Source organism: Pseudidiomarina sp. CB1 (assembly GCF_024752025.1).
GTDB lineage: Bacteria > Pseudomonadota > Gammaproteobacteria > Enterobacterales > Alteromonadaceae > Pseudidiomarina.
Genome location: NZ_JANTPU010000001.1, coordinates 58,325 through 77,527, shown reverse-complemented (window position 1 = coordinate 77,527; position 19,203 = coordinate 58,325). Strand labels below are relative to the sequence as shown.

The following is a 19,203-nucleotide window of genomic DNA, read 5'->3' as shown; positions in this document are numbered from 1 at the left end:
ACGACAACGGACCTAATAATCAGGTCCGTCGGGAATTTCATGCTGCGCTAAATTGTCGAAACGTGAGTATTGTCCCTGGAACTTAAGTTTTACCGTGCCGATTGGACCATTCCGTTGCTTGCCTAGAATAATCTCCGCGATGCCTTTCTCCTCGCTTTCGGGGTGGTATACCTCATCACGATAGATAAACATAATAACGTCGGCATCTTGCTCGATTGAACCTGATTCCCGTAGGTCAGAGTTCACCGGTCGGCGATTTGAACGTTGCTCCAATGAGCGGTTAAGCTGAGAAAGTGCGACCACTGGCACTTCGAGTTCCTTCGCCAACGCTTTTAACGAGCGTGAAATTTCCGCGATTTCCAATGTACGGTTTTCCGCCATACCGGGCACTGTCATGAGCTGCAAATAGTCCACCATGATCAGCGATAACCCTTTATGGTCGCGCGCCACACGCCTTGCACGCGAACGAACCTCGGTCGGCGTCAAGCCTGATGAGTCGTCAACATAAATATTGTTCTTTTCTTTTAAGATGGAAATGGTTGAGGCTACCCGACTCCAATCTTCATCCTTCAACTGACCATTACGAATGCGGGTTTGGTCTACGTGACTCAATGACGCCATCATCCGCATCATGATTTGTTCAGAAGGCATCTCAAGACTAAACACTAAAACCGGCTTGTCTTCACGCATCGCGACATTTTCACACAGGTTCATGGCAAAAGTGGTTTTACCCATGGACGGTCGTGCGGCCACAATAATCAAATCGGAAGGTTGCAAGCCCGCGGTCATGCGATCAAGGTCAGTAAAGCCCGTTGAACGCCCGGTCACTCCGTTAGCATTCTTACTCGTTGAGAGCTCTTCAATACGCTGTACGGTGCGCTCCAAAATTGGTGAGATCGCTTGAGGCCCCTCATTCGCACTCGTGCGTTGTTCAGCAATCTTGAAAACTTTTGTTTCAGCAAGGTCGAGAATTTCGGCACTGGTACGATTTTGCGTGTCGTAACAATTTTCGGCGATCTCGTTTGAGGCGGAAATGAGTTCACGCAGAACCGCGCGTTCACGTACGATTTGTGCATAGGCACGAATGTTCGCCGCGCTGGGAGTGTTCTTCGCAATTTCACCTAAGTACGCAAAACCGCCAACATCTTGTAATTCACCGGCTGCTTCTAAATTTTCCGAGACCGTCACCAAGTCGATCGGCTGATTACGCTCGGTAAGCCGTGACATTGCGGTAAAAATCAACCGATGCCCACGATGATAAAAATCTTCAGCAATGATATCACCGGCGATGGCATCCCATGCCTGATTATCAAGCATTAACCCGCCCAATACTGACTGCTCAGCTTCAATTGAATGCGGTGCAGTCTTGATTGCGGCAAGCTTAGAGTCGCTGCGGGATTGCTTTTCAGGACGGTTTGCGGCCATGGTTCTCTCAGAATTTAAAACGATGGCTAAGACTATACAAAATGCGGCGGAAGGAAGAAAGCGGATCCGTTAAGGATCCGCTCCGATTGTTGATTTTTAACGCTTAGTTTTTCGTGAGTCGAATATCACCGCTCATAGTAGTGACTTCAATCACACCTGAGCCCGAACCGATTGTGGTCTCAAGTGATGCCCCGATACCCCAGCGAGATTCCTCGGCGCGAGCGTCACTCAGGCGGTTAACGATGGAACCACCGCCACTCACTTGCGCACTGACCTTGGCATTCACGTTACCGCGAATAGCGAGCGCTACGTCACCACTGACCGATTCGCCAGTAACGCGGCCATTATTGAGTAAAACAAAATAAGCTTCAGCGTCACCGCTTACTGAGCGCAGCTCGAGCTCTTTTACTTCGTCTAAGACTAGTTCGATATCACCTGACACCGTTTCTGCAGTAACTTCTGACGCCGCACTCGTGGCATTGATGTCACCGCTCGTCGAGCCATAACTTACCGTAGTCGCTTTATTACCACGGTCCAGAATATCACCGCTTACCGATTTCATTTGCACCGTGCCGGCAAGGTTTTTGCCTTGCACATCGCCACTTACTGAATTCAAGCGAATACTTCCAGTCACGTTTTGCGCTTCAAGATCGCCACTGACACTGTTTACACGCACATCGCTGTTGAAATCGTTCACCCAAAAATCCGTTGAAACACCTTCCACACTAAGCTTCGCTGAACGTGGGAGTCTGATGCTTAAGTCGGTCGCTTCATCGCCAGAAAAGTTATTGCGCTCTTCCATGTCAACGATGATTGATAAGGTGCTACCATCAAGGGTAAACGTCAGACCGGTAGCGTATTTATCGAGCTCGCCTTTTACCTCGGCATAGTTTTCGTCGGTACCACTAATGCGAACGTCGCCACGCATGTTTTCAATCTTCACGAACACGTCAGCTGGAACTTCTAAGCGCTCGTCGACGCGTTGTTGATCTGCATACGCAAGGCCGCTGAAAACCAGACCCGACAAAAGGGCCACGTTGGTTACTACATTGACTAATGTTTTCATGCTCATCTCCTACGATTAAAGCTGTTGTAGTTTGTCGCTCACGACAAATTGTGATTCCAATAATTCCAATTCTTTGCTGTGCAGCCACTGTAAGAGCTGCCATAACGCTTGGTTATTTGGCTCTGTCATCAATTGCGCGCTCACTTCATCGATACTGGCGCGGATTTGTTCTATTTCAGCCGCCACGAACTCACTTTCACCATTCCAACCTACAGCTTGGTATTGCGTTAAAACAAATTGGCGCTGCTGTTCGTGTTGCTTGTTCATGTAGGTCAGTAGCGCGCTCGCTGCTGGCTGTTCAGGATTAACAGCAGGTGCTTGCAGACTCATAAAGGTCACACCACCCACGGCCAAAACCATACAGGCTGCACTTGCCCACACCCAATTCAGCCACTTGCTGGAACGTTGCTGGCGACGGGCAAGGCTATGCTCAATACCGGTCCATAGCTCACGCTCTGGAGCGGGTGCTGCGTTACCATTCGCAGCGTCATTAATTAAGCGGTCTAGTTTGTTACTTGCTGTTGAATTACTCATCACTCAGCCACTCCTCTAACAATGTCCGGGCACGATGAACCTGTGCTTTGCTCGTGCCTACCGCAATACCTAATTCTGCAGCCACTTCTTCATGACGCAGGCCTTCAATGCAGTGCAGAACGAAAACCCAACGCATTTGCTCTGGTAAACGTATTATCAGCTTATCCAGCTCACCCAAGTCGGCACTCTCTTGCTGCGCCACGGCTTCAGCATAGTTACTGTCATCGGTTAAAGTGACGTCTTGGCGCCAGCGCTTTTGTTTGCGCATCTCACTAATCGCCACTCGCGTCGCCACCGTATGCAGCCAGGTGCTAAATTTGCTCTCACCGCGAAAGCTCGCGAGCGCGTCCCATAACTTGATGAACACTTCTTGCGTTAAGTCGTGCGCGGTATCACTGTCACCCGCTAAACGCCAGACCAAGCTGTACACTTTACGGTGGTGTCGCTCGAACAATTGCTGAAAGGCTTGCATATTGCCTTTTGCCGCTTGTCGCACCAAGCCTGTGTCAGGATCCTCGAACGCTTGATGGGTTAAAACTTGTGCCGTCACCGGTTTGCCCTTTTTGCTTTTCTTGTTAAGTAGGTCGTATGGAGTGCGTTAAAGGTTTACACGCATTTGCAAAAAAGCAAAAAAAAACCGCAGCCTGTTACCAGACTACGGTTTCTTCAGTGCTTTGTGTTTGTGCTAATTATTCAGCAGCAACCACTTGCAACTTGATGCTAGCAAATACGTCTGCGTGCAAGTGCAACTCGATGTCGAACTCGCCAGTCTCACGTAAAGTGCCGTTTGGCAACAATACTTCGCTCTTCTGTACTTCAACGCCTGCTGCAGTTACTGCATCAGCGATGTCTTTGGTACCGATAGAGCCGAAAAGTTTACCTTCGTCACCAGCTTTAGAGCTGATCACGATAGCTTCAAGTGCATTGATTTTCTCTGCACGTTCTTCAGCAGCAGCCAAATCAGCAGCAATTTTCGCTTCTAATTCTGCGCGGCGCTCTTCGAATACTTTGATGTTCGCTTGGGTTGCAGGAACTGCTTTACCTTGTGGGAACAAAAAGTTACGTGCATAGCCAGACTTAACAGAAACTTGGTCACCCAAGCCACCTAAGTTGGCGATTTTGTCTAATAGAATGATTTCCATTGTTCGCTACCTCTGAGTTTCTGAGATCGTTCGCGATGCCGACTTACTGATGTGAATCAGTGTAAGGCAGCAACGACAAATAACGTGCACGTTTGATGGCACGCGCCAACTGACGCTGGTACTTCGCAGAAGTGCCAGTGATGCGGCTAGGAACGATTTTGCCACTCTCAGTGATATAGTTTTTCAGAGTAGCGATATCTTTGTAATCAATTTCTTTTACGCCTTCGGCCTTAAAGCGGCAGAATTTACGGCGACGGAAAAAACGAGCCATGATGGTCTCCTCAAATCTTCACAAGTTGCTGGGCATGCAAGACCAATTTACCTACACCGTTTTTATCTTCGATTCGATTCAAAAAACCGGTAACTTGCACCTGCGTCCCAACGGTCAATTCGTGTATCCATTGTTTTGCTTCTGTACCACCTAGAACGACTAAGATTCTTACGAAACTACGTCGTGGGAGCCCTGCTTCTTGTTGCTCTGATTGATGATCCAATACAAAGCGCAAATGGCTAATGCCGGCTGGGCTGGTGGTTAACTTTGGTGGTTTGCTAATGCTGCCACCTAACACAAGTTGATTACTAAGCTCCACAATGGTTAGACGTTAACAAGCCAGCTTACGCTGCTTCGTTGTCGCCTTGTTCTTCGTTGCGGCTGTCGCCTTTACGCTCTTCTTTCTTAGTCAAAGGAGACGCTTCGGTGATAGCTTCTTTCTTACGCATGATCATGTTGCGCAATACTGCATCGTTGTAACGGAAAGCTGTTTCCAACTCTTCAACAACTTCAGCAGACGCTTCGATGTTCATCAACACGTAGTGTGCTTTGTGCAACTTGTTGATTGGGTAAGCCAATTGACGACGACCCCAGTCTTCCAAACGGTGGATGGTGCCGTTACCTGATTTGATGGTCTCGCTGTAACGCTCGATCATGCCAGGTACTTGCTCGCTCTGGTCCGGGTGGACCATGAATACGATTTCATAATGACGCATTTCTGCTCCTTATGGTTCATAGCTACTGATAGGCTCAGTCACACCTGCAGCAGCAAGGAACGCTTTTTGTGAGTTAAAAAACTTCAGACTGATTTAAGCGGCGGGATTTTAGCCGAATTCGCCTCAGATCACAAGCTCGCGCTATGTTTTTCTGCGTTTTCGACTAAATCAATGAGCACTTTTACAAACTGTTCGGGTAAGGCGCCCATGGCATCGTAAGGCCCCTGAATCTTGAAACGTTGCTCATGGGTACTATTATCAGCCCCCTGCTGCGGGGTGGTAAGTACGCCATGAATCATCAGCTGTTCGCCTTCTTCAATGCGCACATTGAGATGCCAAGCATAGGGCGCAGCAGTGTCTACCATGCGCCATTCATGCCGTTGTTCGATACGTTGTTGAACATCAAACAAAACATCCTCGGCCGCTTGCGAAGGCACTGCTTCAGCGAATTCCAGAAACAATTGTGGCTTATTCGTCCGTTCACCTGGCAAAAAACTTCCGGTTGGCAGCCAAGCTGCCGCCAAGAACGTCATCACGATAAGTGACAACACCACTGGGCGTAAGCGTAGGAAGGGAACCTTTTTCATCGGGGTTAACCTTGTCGTTGCCGTACAGCTTCAAATAAACACACGCCCGTTGCGACCGAGACGTTAAGGCTTGAAACCGTGCCCAACAATGGAATTTTAATCAGCTCGTCACAGGTTTCACGGGTCAAACGACGCATGCCGTCGCCTTCTGCGCCCATCACTAAAGCCGTCGGTCCCTTTAGGTCAACGGCATAGACGGACTGCTCTGCTTCACCGGCGGTTCCCATCACCCAAACCTGCAGTTCTTGCAATTGCTTTAACGCCCGCGCCAAATTGGTAACTTGCACCAACGGCATCGTTTCAGCTGCACCACAAGCAACTTTGCGTACGGTTGGATTGAGCGACGCTGACTTATCTTTGGGCACAATGACCGCTGTCACTCCGGCAGCGTCGGCGGTACGCAAGCAGGCACCTAAATTATGCGGATCAGTTACCCCATCGAGCACCAAGAATAACGGTGCATTAGCACTATTGTGCACTAAGTCAGGTAGGTCATTGTCACTGAGCAACGGGGCTTCTAGAGCCACCACCACCACACCTTGGTGATTGCCACCTTCGGCTTTCTTTTCCAACGTTTGTTTTGGCACAAACTGTGGACGAATGCCCAACTTCTGCGCACTCTGTATCAGTAACTGCAAAGCCTTATCTTGCCGTTCACGCAGGGCAAACATTTCTACCACGCGCTCAGGGTGACGTTCGACTAAGGCGCGGACGGAGTGCAAACCAAATACTGCTACTTTCTTGCTCATGCTGGGCGTAATTCCTTACTGTTTTTTCTTAGAACGCTGTTTTTTCGCTTTGCGCTGTTGTTCAACTTTGGCGCGCTTGGCTTTGATTTTTCCAGCTTTTTCGCGTTTTTGTTGGCGTTTACTTTTCGCCGCAACGGGCTTGGCCCCACGTTTTTCGCTACGTGCCGCTTCGCCAGGCATACGCTCTTTACCGCTAGGGCTTTCAGCGGACAACAAGGCAAGGTCAATTTTCCGCTCATCGAGATTCACGCTACGCACCTTGATACGCACCTTATCGCCTAATCGATAAATTCGACGGCTATTCTCACCGATCAGCAAATGGCGCTCATTATCAAAATGGTAATAATCGTTATCGAGATTTGAGACATGTACAAGGCCATCGATATGCAAGTCATCTAGGCGGATGAATAGGCCGAAGTTGGTCACCGAGGCTATCACACCAGTGAATTCTTCACCGACATGATCTTGCATGTACTCACATTTCAGCCACTCATCAACCTGGCGGGTAGCATCATCGGCACGGCGCTCAGTAATTGAACAATGCTCACCAAGTTCATCTAATTGCTCATCGGGATACATCCAAGCACCTTCGAGCGCTTGGTTAGGCCCTTGTTGCTTTTTCAGCAAGGCTTTAATTGCGCGATGCAGCACTAAGTCAGGATAACGACGGATTGGCGAGGTAAAATGCGAATACTCATCTAGCGCTAGACCAAAGTGCCCCGCGTTATCAGGCGTATAGTGCGCTTGTTGCATAGAACGCAGCAACATGGTCTGAATTAACTCCGCATCAGGCCGTTCACGGACCTGTTCGAGAACCTCAGCATAATCACTCGTGCTTGGATCGTCGCCGCCTTTTAAAGTTAGGCCGAGTTCTGCAAGGAAACTACGGAAGCTGGTCAAACGCTCCGATGAGGGAGGCTCATGCACACGGAACAAGGCACCCGCCTCTTCGTGTTTTTCAATTAAGCGAGCGGTCGCCACATTCGCCATGATCATGCATTCTTCAATAATGGTGTGCGCGACATTACGACGCACTGGCTCAATGCTTTCAATTTTGCGCTGGGCATTAAAAATAAAACGCGTTTCCAAGGTTTCAAACTCAATAGCTGAACGGCCATGGCGTGCCTTTTTTAGCACTTTGAACAATGAGTGAAGATTTTCGATCGGCGTTAAAACGGCATCATAGTCTTGGCGTAGCTTCGGATCGCCCTCGAGAATCGCCGCCACTTTGTTATAGGTCATGCGTGCGTGGGATTTCATCACCGCTGGATAAAACTTCGCGTCCAGCAACTTACCGCGATTTGAAACTTTCATTTCGGCGACCATACACAAGCGGTCGACGTCCGGATTCAACGAGCAGAGACCGTTGGATAATTTTTCCGGCAGCATCGGCACGACAAAATTCGGAAAATACACTGAATTACCGCGTTCTAAAGCATCTTTGTCCAACGCAGTGTTCGGTCGCACGTAATAACTCACGTCAGCAATAGCGACCCACAAGCGCCAGCCATCACCCTCAGGTTCAGCATAAACGGCATCATCAAAGTCGCGTGAATCCTCGCCATCGATTGTAATGAGCGGCAGTTCACGCAAATCCTTACGGTCTTTATAAGCTTCTTGTGGGACGTCTTCGGCTAATTTATCGACGTACTCAAGTGTCGCAGCGCTCCATTCCGTCGGAATATCGTGCTCACGAATAGCAATTTCGATTTCCATTCCCGGTGCCATATGGTCACCAAGAATTTCTGTCACTTCACCCACTGGCGACGTACGGCGATTTGGTCGACGCGTGATTTTCGCCACCACAATCTGACCATGCCGGGCACCATTGCGGGCTTCATCCGGAATCAAAATATCTTGATTCAAACGGCTATCGTCGGGCACCACAATGCCAAGATCGTGATCAATAAAGAAGCGTCCAACCACACTCATCTCACGTGATTCAATAACGCGTACGATGCGCCCTTCACGGCGTCCTTTCGGATCTTTGCCCTGCTCTTGCACTAGCACGATGTCGCCATGTAATACGCTATACATCTGCTTGGGTGGAATAAAGAGGTCATCGCCGCCATCGTCGGGGCGACAAAAGCCAAAGCCATCGCGGTGGCCGATAATACGACCTTTAATTAGGTTCATGCGGGTTGGCAAGCCATACGCATTGGCTTTGGTGTAAATCAGTTGACCATCGCGCTCCATGGCGCGCAAGCGGCGCTTCACGCCAATGTGCTGACGTTCATCAGTGAGCTGAAAGCGTTCTAAAATTTCATCAAATGTAATTGGCTTCAAGCGTGCTTCAACGGCAGCTAAAAGCTCTTCCCGTGATGGGATTTCAACCTCATATTCAGGTTGTTGTTTGTTTTCTTCGGTCATAATACCTCGGGGTAAACTCACGCGAATTCGTGTGTTTCCAATTGTTTTAAGCATAACAGAGAACACGGTAGAACACCGCATTCTTTAAGATTAATTAATAGACAGATTAAGGGTTTGTCATCTATCTGTCGTATTAACTGCGTAGCACTGTCGTCACGTCCAAACCACTTTCTTCGGTAACGTAAGCCCCGTTCGATCAACAGTACGTCACCGCAACATATAGATCAGGAGCAAACGATGAAGAAGATTAAGTTAAAGTGGTTAGTTATTGGCACAGTTGCCTATATAGGCGGTACTATCCTAGCGAGTTCTGTGTTAACCATTGGCGTTATGCTGCTCTTTCCGGAGATACCGCCAAGTGAACTTAGTACAACAGCACCAACTAACACACTATTCCGCGTCGCTGAGGCCATCATCGGATTTAGCGTGGCCTTATCCGTTGCTCGCTGGGTTGGTATGAAGACCCATCAAAATCACGGTCATACCTTATGGGCATTTGCGGCTGTACTCACAGTTTATGGTTTCATCAGTATTTATTTGCATGACCCGAATCTGTTGAGCCTGACAGCTTTCGGCAAAATCTGTGCACCTTGGGTTGTCGCGCTATTTGCCCAAAAATGGGTCATGAGTACCCACCGATAAATTAACTTGCTATGCTGGCGTTAACATAACCTGAAGGACGATTCATCATTCATGGACGTTAACGCCAAACTTATAAAGCAAGCTCGTGCGCAGCAGTGTTGGTCTCAACAGCAACTTGCCGAAATGGCGGGCGTCAGCTTACGCACGCTACAGCGCGTCGAAAAGTCAGAAACCGCATCTTTAGAGACCGTCAAAAGCCTCGCCGCTGTACTCGAAATCCCAGCCGCTGAGCTTACATGTCGTACAGCGCCTGATGAGCACAATGAAGAAGCGACCAAAGCGCATTCGGGGCGAAATCAGAAACAACGCAAGCGACGCTTGATGATAAGTTTAGTCATTGTTTGCGCGGTAAACATTTGCTCTCTTATTCTGGTCTTTTACCGCTTCGAGCAACAAGCCATTGATGAGACGACATTCCACTTTCTGAAAAACCTACTCTCAATAACCACATTAGGCGCGGTTATTATCACTGTATTACAGGGCTTCAGAAAAGGTATTCTCTCAAAAAATGACTTTCTATAGACGAGTTAGAAGAGATGGTGCCGAAGGGGGGACTTGAACCCCCACGCTGTTACCAGCGGCGGATTTTGAATCCGCTGCGTCTACCAATTCCGCCACTTCGGCATTGAAGATTTGACTTGAACGTCGGTAGTGCGAGGCATTATACGCAAGGGATTTTTCCGATCAAGCAAATTATGACAGTTTTCGTTTGTTCGGCTATTTCGTGAGCAGCTCGCACTTTTTCTGCGCCTTTCTTGCTTCTCCACGACGACTTAATGATAATCTGCACTAGCCCAAAATGATCCACAACCGAGGTTCTTATGACTGCAGGACAGTCCGAAATAAGCCCAGCACAAAAACTCCACGCATCATTTCCAAGCGCCGGTTTTTTCCGTCGTTTAGCAGCTTGGGTTTATGACCTGCTGGTTGCCGTCGCCATCGTCATGTTAGCTTCTGGGTTGGCGTTAGGCTTTGCCGCGGGGTTTACCGCAATGGGCTGGATTACCCTACCTCAAGGCATGGATCATGCTGCTTGGCTGAACAGTTCACCGTTGTATGGCTTGTATTTGCTCACCGTGCTCGGCCTCTTTTTCGGTTGGTTTTGGTACCGCAGCGGCCAAACCTTGGGCATGCGCGCATGGCGTTTGAAGATCCAGCAACGCAACGGCGCGCGCATTACTAAAAAGCAAACCATTGTGCGTGTGCTTACCTGTGGATTCGGTCTCGGGAACGTATGGGTTTTAGTCGATTTTAAAAACCGTCGCGCGTGGCATGACTACGCCGCAGGAACTGAAATGGTCACCCTGTCCAAAGAAGCAAACCAACTCTACTATTGGAAAGAGCTATAAAGTGCCTACTTTCGCTGCATTACTTACGTTGCATTACTTACGTTGCATTAAATAAAGCGCGGCGCCAGCAAATAACAAGCTCGGCAATAATGCGCCAAGGATCGGCGGCAAACTGTAAACCTGTGCCAAAGGGCCAAAAATTTCATTACTAACGTGGAATCCAAAGCCGGTAATCACCCCGAGTAAAATGCGGGCGCCCATGGTTTGCGAACGCAACGGACCAAAAATAAAACTTAACGCAACCAATAGCATTACCGCAACGGTAATAGGCGCAAACAATTTCCGCCACAAAGCAAGTTGATAGCGTTCGGTCGCTTGTTGGTTAGCACGTAAGTACTCTAGGTAGTCCACCAGCCCAGAAATCGATAGCGCTTCAGGCTTTACCGTAACTACACCAAGCTTGTCGGGCGTGAGTGAAGACTGCCATACCCAGCGAGGCCGCTCCTCGCGAACGATGCGTTCAACACTATGTTCGGTGATTTCAACATTGGTCAGTAGCCACTGTCCGTTTTGGTAGGTTGCGGTTTGCCCTTGCACGACGGACTCAAGTTCACGCTGATCGTTGAAGCGATAGACGGTGAGATCACGTAGCCGCCCAGTGTCTTCAACTTCGCTGATATTCACAAAGTGCGTACCATCTTTGGCCCACACCCCCTGCTGCGCCGAGATTAAACTACCGCCGGAAATCGCTGAGGCGCGTAGTTCGCGGCCTTGCGCTTCAAGTTGTGGCGCAACCCACTCACCCATCGCCATCACTGCAAGCATCATCACGATCGCCGCTTTCATTACTGAACCGACGATATTAAGGCGCGAACGCCCAGCCGCAAGCATCACCACGAGTTCAGAATTACTGGCCAGCATGCCCATGCCGATCAAACCACCAAGCAACGCCGCCATCGGGAAAAACACTTCGATATCGCGCGGCAAACTATACAAAACAAATAAGCCTGCTTCGGCCACTGAGTAAGTACCTTTACCCACTGATTTCAATTGCTCAACAAAACGGATCAGTCCAGATAACCCGCTCAAAACGGCGAGGCTAAGCAGCGAAGTAGTAAGGACCGTGCGTGCGATGTACTTATCGAGAATACTAAACTGCAACATGCTACGACCTCCGCAACTGCGCTAACACCCGCAGCCCCAACGGACGACCTTTGCCGACCAAAAGAACACCAAAGATTAGCAGCAGTACATGAATCCACCAGAGTCCAATACTTGCTGGAATCACACCGTCGGCCACCGCTGACCGCGCCGCCATAAGCAAGAGAAAATAACCAAGGTAAATTAACAGTGCAGGCGCCATTCGCGCAAATTTGCCCTGCCGCGGATTAACCCGACTTAGCGGCACCGCAATCAATGTTAGTAACGGCATTGCCAACGGAATTGCGACGCGCCACTGCCATTCTGCAGCGGCCTCTGGATGGTCTTCCGCCCATAACTCTGTGGTGCCATAAGCTTCCAGCTTACGACTGTATTCGGTCGCCTCTTGTTCCTTAATCTGCAATTGGTAACTCGCAAATTCCATAACTTGATAGTCGCCTTCACCGGTATTACGTGCATAGCGCGTACCGTCATTCAGCACCAACTGCTGTGAGCCGCTATCATTAGCGATAACAGTACCGGTATCGGCCATGACCACACTACCGCCAATGATGCGCTCGTTTTCATCACGCAGTGATTGAGCCACAAAGACTTCATCGAGATCGCCAGACTCGGTTAAACCTTTTACGAAAATAACCGCTTTCTGGTTACTCGCTTGCTGGAAGCGCCCGGGCATGATCACCGACAAGCCAGTGTCACTCCGTGCTCGCTCTTCAACTTGACGCTCTTGCTCCAGTGACCAAGGCACCAGCCATAGTGTCAATGTTGCGGTGACAATTGCTAAAATGGTCGCCAGTACCAACGTAACCCGCGTCACATACCACTCACTAACCCCACAGGCATGCAACACGGTCATTTCGTTGTCAGCATAAATGCGCCCATGGGCCAACAAGATGCCGAGGAATAAACTTAAGGGAAGGATTAATGCCGCAAGCGCAGGTAGGTTTAATCCGAGTAACTTAATCACTAAATCGCCAGGGATTTCGCCCGCAGAGGCGTCTGCCAGCACGCGAACGAATTTTTGGCTGACAAAAATGGTCATCAACACCGCTAAAACGGCGATTTGAGATTTGAAGGTTTCTCGCATTAAATAGCGGAATATACGCACTAGTGACCACTCTTAACGTTGCTTTTTGCTGGAAAAAACGCAATTTTTCAGTAAACTTGTCATTTTGACAAGAATTATTCTACGGCAGCCCTACCCTGTCAACCGCCGAAAACGGGAGTCATTATGGAGTTTAGCGTTAAAAGTGGCAGTCCAGAAAAACAACGTTCCGCCTGCATTGTCGTTGGCGTGTTTGAACCACGCCGCCTGTCAGGCGTTGCCGAACAGCTTGACCAAGTCAGTGATGGTTACCTCAGCGGCTTACTCCGCCGTGGTGACCTTGAAGGTAAAGCTGGGCAAATGTTGTTACTGCATCATGTGCCAAACATTCTCAGTGAACGCGTACTCTTAGTCGGTTGCGGTAAAGAACGTGAACTTGATGAACGTCAGTATAAACAAATTATCGAAAAAACCATCCACACTTTGAACGAAACCGGTTCAATGGAAGCCGTTTGCTTCTTAAGTGAACTGCACGTTAAAGGCCGCGATACGTATTGGAAGGTACGCCAAGCCGTCGAAGCTGCGCAAGCGGGTTTATATACCTTTAACCAATTGAAAACCCGTAAAGAAGAGCCACGTCGGCCGCTACGCAAACTGGTTTTTAATGTGCCAACCCGCCGCGAGTTGCCAATTGGCGAACGAGCTATCCAACACGGTCTAGCCATCAGTAAAGGCGTGAATATTTGTCGCGATGTTGCCAACATGCCGCCGAACATTTGCACGCCACGCTATTTAGCCGAGCAGTCCCAAGCGTTAGCCGATAACTACGAGAATGTGACCTTTACCGCCGTTGATGAGAAGCAAATGGCCGAGCTCGGTATGAATGCTTATCTTGCCGTCGGCCGTGGCTCTGAACACGAGTCGGTATTATCGCTGATCCATTATCAAGGTGCGGATGCTGACACGCCACCTGTCGTGCTAGTCGGTAAAGGTTTGACCTTTGACGCCGGGGGCATCTCGATTAAGCCAGCGGCCAACATGGACGAAATGAAATATGACATGGGAGGCGCCGCTTCTGTACTTGGCGCCATGCAAGCCTTGGCTGAATTGCAGCTGCCCATTAATGTGATCGGTGCCATTGCCGGTTGCGAAAATATGCCTGACGGTAAGGCTTATCGCCCTGGCGACGTGCTCACCACTATGAGTGGTCAAACTGTGGAAGTTCTCAACACCGACGCAGAGGGGCGCTTAGTCCTATGTGACACGCTCACCTACATTGAGCGGTTTGCGCCGGAGGCCGTTGTCGATGTGGCGACGCTCACCGGTGCTTGTATTGTCGCCCTTGGTCACCACGCAAGTGGTCTCATGAGTACACATAACCCGCTGGCGCATGAACTGCTCAATGCCTCAGAACAAAGCGGTGATCGTGCTTGGCGCTTACCCTTATGGGATGAGTATCAAGAAGCCCTAGACAGTCCCTTTGCCGATATGCAAAATCTCGGAGGTCGTGATGCGGGAACGATTACCGCAGCCTGCTTCTTGTCGCGATTTACCAAGAAGTACCACTGGGCGCACTTGGATATTGCCGGCACGGCATGGCGCAGTGGAGCAAAGAAAGGCGCAACCGGCCGTCCTGTCCCGATGCTGACGCAGTTCTTATTGAACCGCGCTGACCACGGACAGCACGATTAATATGGTGCACGGGATCTTCTACGTCCTTGATGGACTCGACGATGCACAACAGCTGTCGCTGTTCTGTCAAGTGATTGCCGAACGTTGGCGTGAACTTGGCAGCGTGCGTGTTTGGTGCCGTGACCAAAAACATGCCGAAGCGCTGGATGAAGCGCTCTGGCAGCAACCGGCAGATGCCTTTGTCCCACATAATTTGGTGGGCGAAGGGCCGAGCCAAGGCGCTCCGGTTGAAATCTGCTGGCCTGAAGCCCCCGTGGGTCCGCGACGGTGCAAAGTGGTGATAAACTTTATGCCCACAGCACCGCAATTCGCCGGTGCCCAATTGGTGCTTGATCAAGTTCCTAGTAACCCCGAGGCACGCCAAGCTGCGCGCGAGCGTTTCAAATGGTATCGCCAACAAGGGGTGCAGCTCAGTACCGTTAACGCTACTGAGTTAACTCAAATTACAGCAAATTAAAGTCGTGAAGGTTTCGCATGGATAAAACGTATTCGCCCAATGCTATCGAGCAAGCGCTCTACCAAAAATGGGAGCAGGCAGGTTATTTCAAACCCTCCGGCCAAGGCAGCAGCTACTGCATTATGATTCCGCCACCGAATGTTACGGGTAGTCTACACATGGGGCATGCTTTTCAGCACACCATCATGGATACCTTGACCCGTTACAAGCGCATGGATGGCTACAATGCGCTATGGCAAGTGGGCTCGGACCATGCGGGTATTGCCACGCAAATGGTGGTTGAGCGCCAACTCGCTGCCCAAGGGCAAACCCGCACGGGAATTGGCCGTGATAAGTTTATTGAAAAAATTTGGGACTGGAAAGCACATTCCGGCGGTACCATCACCCAACAAATGCGCCGTCTCGGCGACTCCGTCGATTGGGACCGTGAGCGCTTCACGATGGACGAAGGCTTATCCAACGCCGTTAAAGAAGTGTTTGTGCGTCTACACAAAGAAAACCTGATTTACCGCGGTAAGCGTCTCGTCAACTGGGACCCGAAATTACAAACTGCAATTTCAGATCTCGAAGTTGAGAACAAAGAACAGCAGGGCCACATTTGGCATTTACGTTACCCGTTGGCTGACGGCGCGCAAACTGCTGACGGCAAAGACTACTTGGTAGTTGCGACCACGCGCCCAGAGACCATGCTCGGAGACGTTTGTGTCGCGGTACACCCTGATGATGAACGCTACCAAGCATTGGTCGGTAAATGTATCGAACTGCCACTCGTAAACCGCCGCATTCCAATTATTGCCGACAGCTACGTCGACCAGGACTTTGGTACCGGCTGCGTCAAAATCACCCCAGCCCATGACTTCAATGATTACGAAATTGGTAAACGTAATCAAATGGCAATGATTGCCGTACTTGACGACCACGCTAACGTGCGTGAGCGCGCTGGGCTGTACACTGCAACTGGTGAAGCCATTGATAACATCGGCGACTTTGATGGCATGCTGCCAGAAGCCTATCGCGGACTTGAGCGCTTCGAAGCTCGCAAGCAGGTCGTAGCTGACTTTGATGCGCTAGGGTTACTCGACAAAGTCGAAAAACACACGAACAAAGTCCCCTACGGTGATCGCGGTGGTGTGCCGATTGAGCCGCACTTGACCGACCAATGGTACGTGCGCGTCGCGCCGCTGGCTGAAGTCGCGACCAAGGCCGTAGAAGACGGTGAAATCGAATTTGTACCGAAGCAGTATGAAAACATGTACTTCGCGTGGATGCGTGATATTCAAGATTGGTGTATCTCGCGCCAGCTCTGGTGGGGCCATCGCATTCCAGCATGGTACGACAACGACGGTAATGTTTATGTCGGCCGTGACGAAGCTGAAGTACGTCGTGACAACAATCTTGCTGACAATGTGCAGCTGCGACAAGACGAAGACGTGCTTGATACCTGGTTCTCATCAGCACTTTGGACCTTCTCAACCTTAGGTTGGCCCGAAACTACCGAGGACTTGAAAACGTTCCATCCGACCGACGTGTTGGTGACTGGCTTCGATATTATTTTCTTCTGGGTCGCCCGCATGATCATGATGACCATGCACTTCTTAAAAGATGAAAATGGTAAGCCACAGGTTCCGTTTAAGACCGTTTACGTGACCGGACTGATTCGTGACGAAGAAGGTCAGAAAATGTCCAAGTCGAAAGGTAACGTGCTCGACCCTCTCGACATGATTGATGGTATCGACTTGGAAACCTTGGTGCAGAAACGTACCGCGAACATGATGCAGCCGCAGCTTGAAGCAAAAATCAAGAAACGCACGGAAAAGCAGTTCCCTGAAGGGATCACTGCCCACGGTACCGACGCGCTGCGCTTTACTTTAGCAGCACTTGCTTCGACGGGTCGTGATATCAACTGGGACATGAAGCGCCTCGAAGGTTACCGCAATTTCTGTAATAAACTTTGGAATGCCAGTCGCTATGTGTTGATGAACACTGAAGAGCATGACTGCGGCGGCAACGGCGGTGAAATGCAACTGTCGTTAGCCGATCAGTGGATTATTGAATGCTTTAATGACACAGTAAAACAATTCCGTCATGCGTTAGATAACTACCGTTTTGACCAAGCAGCAGCGATTGCTTACGAGTTCACCTGGAACCAATTCTGTGACTGGTATCTCGAGTTAACCAAGCCGATTCTGTTTAACGGCAGCGAGGCCCAGCTATGCGGCACTCGCCATACGTTGGTAACCGTGCTTGAACAATTGCTACGTTTGTTGCATCCATTGCTGCCATTTATTACCGAAGAAATTTGGCAGCGTGTTGCGCCATTAGCTGGCGTGCAGGGTGAGACGATTATGTTGCAAGCCTACCCGCAAGCGCAGCAAGAACGCTTTGCCAACGCCCGTGATGACATGGAATGGCTTAAGCAAGTTATCGTTGCCGTGCGCAACATTCGTGGCGAAATGAATCTTTCGCCGAATAAGCCGTTGCCAATTTTGATTGCCAACGCCGATGATAAAGCTCAGCAACGCCTACAGGAAAACCAAAGCTTCTTGGCAGCATTGGCTAAGCTCGAATCTATCGACTTTTTAGCCTCCAGCGACGAAGCACCAGCAAGTGCGACTGCCTTAGTCGGCCGCATGGAAGTGCATATTCCAATGGCGGGACTTATCGATACTGCAGCAGAACTTGCGCGCCTTGATAAAGCCATCGAAAAAGCAGAGAAAGAAGTTGCCATGTTTGCCCGTAAACTCGGCAACGAAAACTTTGTCAGCAAAGCGCCAGCCGAAGTTATCGCAAAAGAACGCGAGAAGCTTGCTGACGCTGAAGAAACCTTGCAACAGTTACAACAGCAGCGTACGAAAATCGCCGCTCTGTAAGCTATTGAGAGACCACAGCACTACTTTTTGCTAAGCGAAAAGTAGTGCTGGTGCTATCTATCGTTACTCTTCTTCGTCGGCATCACCAAAAAACGTGCCCCAGCCATCGTAATCGACGCCGGCAAGATCTGCTATTTTGGCTACTTCTTGGGTTTGCTGGCGTAAAACTTCATTGTCTAGTTTTACCTCACAGACCGCTGCAAAAGCAAACAAACGACTGCCATCATCGAGCTCAAACTCATCAGCATCATCAACGTGATAACCAACTTTTACCAGTTCAACGGCGGCCTTTTCGAGTTTGGTGAAGTCGGTACCCACCAAATGATGCTCAATCGTAAACGAGTCTTCGCGCTGAGCACCATCGTCAAGTAACGCCGCAATGGTCTCGTCACTCTGTGCGAGTAATGCTTGTATGTCATTTGCCATGGCTAGACGCTCCTTTAGGCGAAGTGATCGCCAACTCATGATCGAGTTCGCTAATTTTGTTTTGCATCAACTGGTGACAATGGGCACTTAAAGCGCGAACCGAATCTGCCCCGAATTCACTCGTTTGAATCGGTGGCAACATTTCGATAATCACCTTGCCGTTGTTCCAGCGATTAAGTTTAATGCGACCGTGCAAGTTAGACACACAAATAGGTACCACATCCGCTTGCGCTTGCACTGCAGTACGAAAGGCTCCAGTCTTAAATGGTAATAAGCCACGTCCGTAGCTGCGGGTCCCCTCAGGGAACAACAACACCGAAATCTTTCGTTCCTTGATCGCTTCTGCAGCTTGTTCAATCGTACCGCGGGCACGTCCACTATTTTTGCGATCAATGAGAATGTTGCCCGAAAGCCAATACAGCTGACCAAAGAACGGAATCCACTTTAAGCTCTTCTTACCGATACTTACCGTACGTGGAGGCATTGCTCGGCTAAGGGTGAAAATGTCATAGGTATTTTGATGGTTAGCGATATAGACATAAGGGCCACCCTCATAGAGCCCCTCAGGTACACGAATCTCTAATTCCACACCAAGCAACTTATGCATACGGCCATACCAATGCGCGAAAATTGGTGTATTGTTTGGGTGAAACGGGCGCACTAGGCAGAATAACAAGCCTAAAACACCACAAATCACGACAAAACAGCCCAATAAAATCAATCGTACTACTGCGAGCATGCCATCTCCTCGTATTTTACTG

General features: G+C 49.7%; 21 protein-coding genes and 1 tRNA gene. 6 read left to right on the top strand and 16 right to left on the bottom strand.

The genetic code is table 11. The features are described 5' to 3' along the window. Window positions 1–12: 12 nt before the first annotated feature. The 11 genes from dnaB to rnr all read right to left on the bottom strand — a co-directional run bounded on the left by dnaB (window position 13) and on the right by rnr (window position 8,860). Window positions 13–1,425, bottom strand: coding sequence for a replicative DNA helicase (gene dnaB / locus NV375_RS00350; RefSeq protein ID WP_258806488.1), 1,413 nt, complete (start codon window positions 1,423–1,425; stop codon window positions 13–15). A gap of 103 nt (window positions 1,426–1,528) precedes the next feature. Further along, on the bottom strand, window positions 1,529–2,491 hold the full coding sequence (locus tag NV375_RS00345; RefSeq protein ID WP_258806487.1) for a DUF4097 domain-containing protein: 963 nt from the start codon (window positions 2,489–2,491) through the stop codon (window positions 1,529–1,531). A 15-nt stretch (window positions 2,492–2,506) separates the two neighbouring features. Then, window positions 2,507–3,025, bottom strand: a complete 519-nt coding sequence (locus NV375_RS00340; protein ID WP_258806486.1) for a hypothetical protein — start codon at window positions 3,023–3,025, stop codon at window positions 2,507–2,509. Continuing rightward, window positions 3,018–3,575 (bottom strand): RNA polymerase sigma factor, encoded by a 558-nt coding sequence (locus tag NV375_RS00335; protein WP_258806485.1) that lies wholly within the window; start codon window positions 3,573–3,575, stop codon window positions 3,018–3,020. Before NV375_RS00335 ends, NV375_RS00340 begins: the two co-directional genes overlap by 8 nt. 139 nt (window positions 3,576–3,714) lie before the next feature. Then, the gene (gene rplI, locus NV375_RS00330) at window positions 3,715–4,167 is read right to left on the bottom strand and encodes a 50S ribosomal protein L9 (protein WP_126769529.1); all 453 of its coding nucleotides are present in this window, start codon (window positions 4,165–4,167) and stop codon (window positions 3,715–3,717) included. A 43-nt stretch (window positions 4,168–4,210) separates the two neighbouring features. After that, entirely contained in the window at window positions 4,211–4,438 is a 228-nt protein-coding gene (gene rpsR / locus NV375_RS00325) for a 30S ribosomal protein S18 (RefSeq protein WP_006956988.1), read from the bottom strand. Between the two features lie 10 nt (window positions 4,439–4,448). Then, window positions 4,449–4,757 (bottom strand): primosomal replication protein N, encoded by a 309-nt coding sequence (gene priB / locus NV375_RS00320; protein ID WP_258806484.1) that lies wholly within the window; start codon window positions 4,755–4,757, stop codon window positions 4,449–4,451. Window positions 4,758–4,782: 25 nt separating this feature from the next. Continuing rightward, window positions 4,783–5,154 (bottom strand): 30S ribosomal protein S6, encoded by a 372-nt coding sequence (rpsF, locus tag NV375_RS00315; RefSeq protein ID WP_126769525.1) that lies wholly within the window; start codon window positions 5,152–5,154, stop codon window positions 4,783–4,785. Window positions 5,155–5,282: 128 nt separating this feature from the next. Continuing rightward, window positions 5,283–5,741, bottom strand: coding sequence for a hypothetical protein (locus NV375_RS00310; protein ID WP_258806483.1), 459 nt, complete (start codon window positions 5,739–5,741; stop codon window positions 5,283–5,285). A gap of 5 nt (window positions 5,742–5,746) precedes the next feature. Beyond that, window positions 5,747–6,490, bottom strand: coding sequence for a 23S rRNA (guanosine(2251)-2'-O)-methyltransferase RlmB (rlmB, locus tag NV375_RS00305; RefSeq protein WP_258806482.1), 744 nt, complete (start codon window positions 6,488–6,490; stop codon window positions 5,747–5,749). Between the two features lie 15 nt (window positions 6,491–6,505). Next, a complete protein-coding gene (gene rnr / locus NV375_RS00300) occupies window positions 6,506–8,860 on the bottom strand; it encodes a ribonuclease R (protein WP_405035610.1) in 2,355 nt (784 codons plus the stop codon). A 237-nt stretch (window positions 8,861–9,097) separates the two neighbouring features. Between rnr and NV375_RS00295 the strand changes: the two genes are divergently transcribed. Both NV375_RS00295 and NV375_RS00290 read left to right on the top strand, forming a co-directional pair. Further along, complete coding sequence (locus tag NV375_RS00295; protein WP_258806480.1) at window positions 9,098–9,502, top strand: hypothetical protein; 405 nt, start codon at window positions 9,098–9,100, stop codon at window positions 9,500–9,502. Between the two features lie 51 nt (window positions 9,503–9,553). Continuing rightward, complete coding sequence (locus NV375_RS00290) at window positions 9,554–10,024, top strand: helix-turn-helix domain-containing protein (protein WP_258806478.1); 471 nt, start codon at window positions 9,554–9,556, stop codon at window positions 10,022–10,024. 15 nt (window positions 10,025–10,039) lie between these two features. On the opposite strand, the gene NV375_RS00285 is transcribed toward NV375_RS00290, so the two are convergent. Next, window positions 10,040–10,126 (bottom strand) — tRNA-Leu (locus NV375_RS00285). A 197-nt stretch (window positions 10,127–10,323) separates the two neighbouring features. On the opposite strand from NV375_RS00285, the gene NV375_RS00280 reads away from it, so the two are divergent. Next, window positions 10,324–10,851: an RDD family protein gene (locus tag NV375_RS00280; RefSeq protein ID WP_258806477.1), complete on the top strand. Its 528-nt coding sequence runs from the start codon at window positions 10,324–10,326 to the stop codon at window positions 10,849–10,851. A 33-nt stretch (window positions 10,852–10,884) separates the two neighbouring features. Here the strand turns inward: NV375_RS00280 and lptG are convergent, their stop codons facing one another. Beyond that, window positions 10,885–11,955, bottom strand: coding sequence for an LPS export ABC transporter permease LptG (gene lptG, locus NV375_RS00275; RefSeq protein WP_126769519.1), 1,071 nt, complete (start codon window positions 11,953–11,955; stop codon window positions 10,885–10,887). A 1-nt stretch (window position 11,956) separates the two neighbouring features. After that, window positions 11,957–13,060, bottom strand: a complete 1,104-nt coding sequence (lptF, locus tag NV375_RS00270) for an LPS export ABC transporter permease LptF (RefSeq protein ID WP_258806476.1) — start codon at window positions 13,058–13,060, stop codon at window positions 11,957–11,959. Window positions 13,061–13,183: 123 nt separating this feature from the next. Between lptF and pepA the strand changes: the two genes are divergently transcribed. From pepA to NV375_RS00255, 3 genes are read left to right on the top strand one after another with little or no spacing between them, the layout of a single operon-like run. Further along, window positions 13,184–14,689 carry a leucyl aminopeptidase gene (gene pepA / locus NV375_RS00265; protein WP_258806475.1) on the top strand — a complete coding sequence of 502 codons (1,506 nt, stop codon included), beginning with the start codon at window positions 13,184–13,186 and terminating at the stop codon, window positions 14,687–14,689. Window position 14,690: 1 nt separating this feature from the next. Further along, window positions 14,691–15,146, top strand: a complete 456-nt coding sequence (locus NV375_RS00260) for a DNA polymerase III subunit chi (protein WP_258240670.1) — start codon at window positions 14,691–14,693, stop codon at window positions 15,144–15,146. A 17-nt stretch (window positions 15,147–15,163) separates the two neighbouring features. Next, window positions 15,164–18,016, top strand: a complete 2,853-nt coding sequence (locus NV375_RS00255; RefSeq protein ID WP_258806474.1) for a valine--tRNA ligase — start codon at window positions 15,164–15,166, stop codon at window positions 18,014–18,016. Between the two features lie 63 nt (window positions 18,017–18,079). Here NV375_RS00255 and rraB read toward each other — a convergent pair whose 3' ends face one another. Beyond that, on the bottom strand, window positions 18,080–18,442 hold the full coding sequence (rraB, locus tag NV375_RS00250) for a ribonuclease E inhibitor RraB (RefSeq protein WP_258806473.1): 363 nt from the start codon (window positions 18,440–18,442) through the stop codon (window positions 18,080–18,082). Continuing rightward, complete coding sequence (locus NV375_RS00245) at window positions 18,432–19,181, bottom strand: 1-acylglycerol-3-phosphate O-acyltransferase (protein ID WP_258806472.1); 750 nt, start codon at window positions 19,179–19,181, stop codon at window positions 18,432–18,434. Before NV375_RS00245 ends, rraB begins: the two co-directional genes overlap by 11 nt. Window positions 19,182–19,203: the final 22 nt, after the last annotated feature.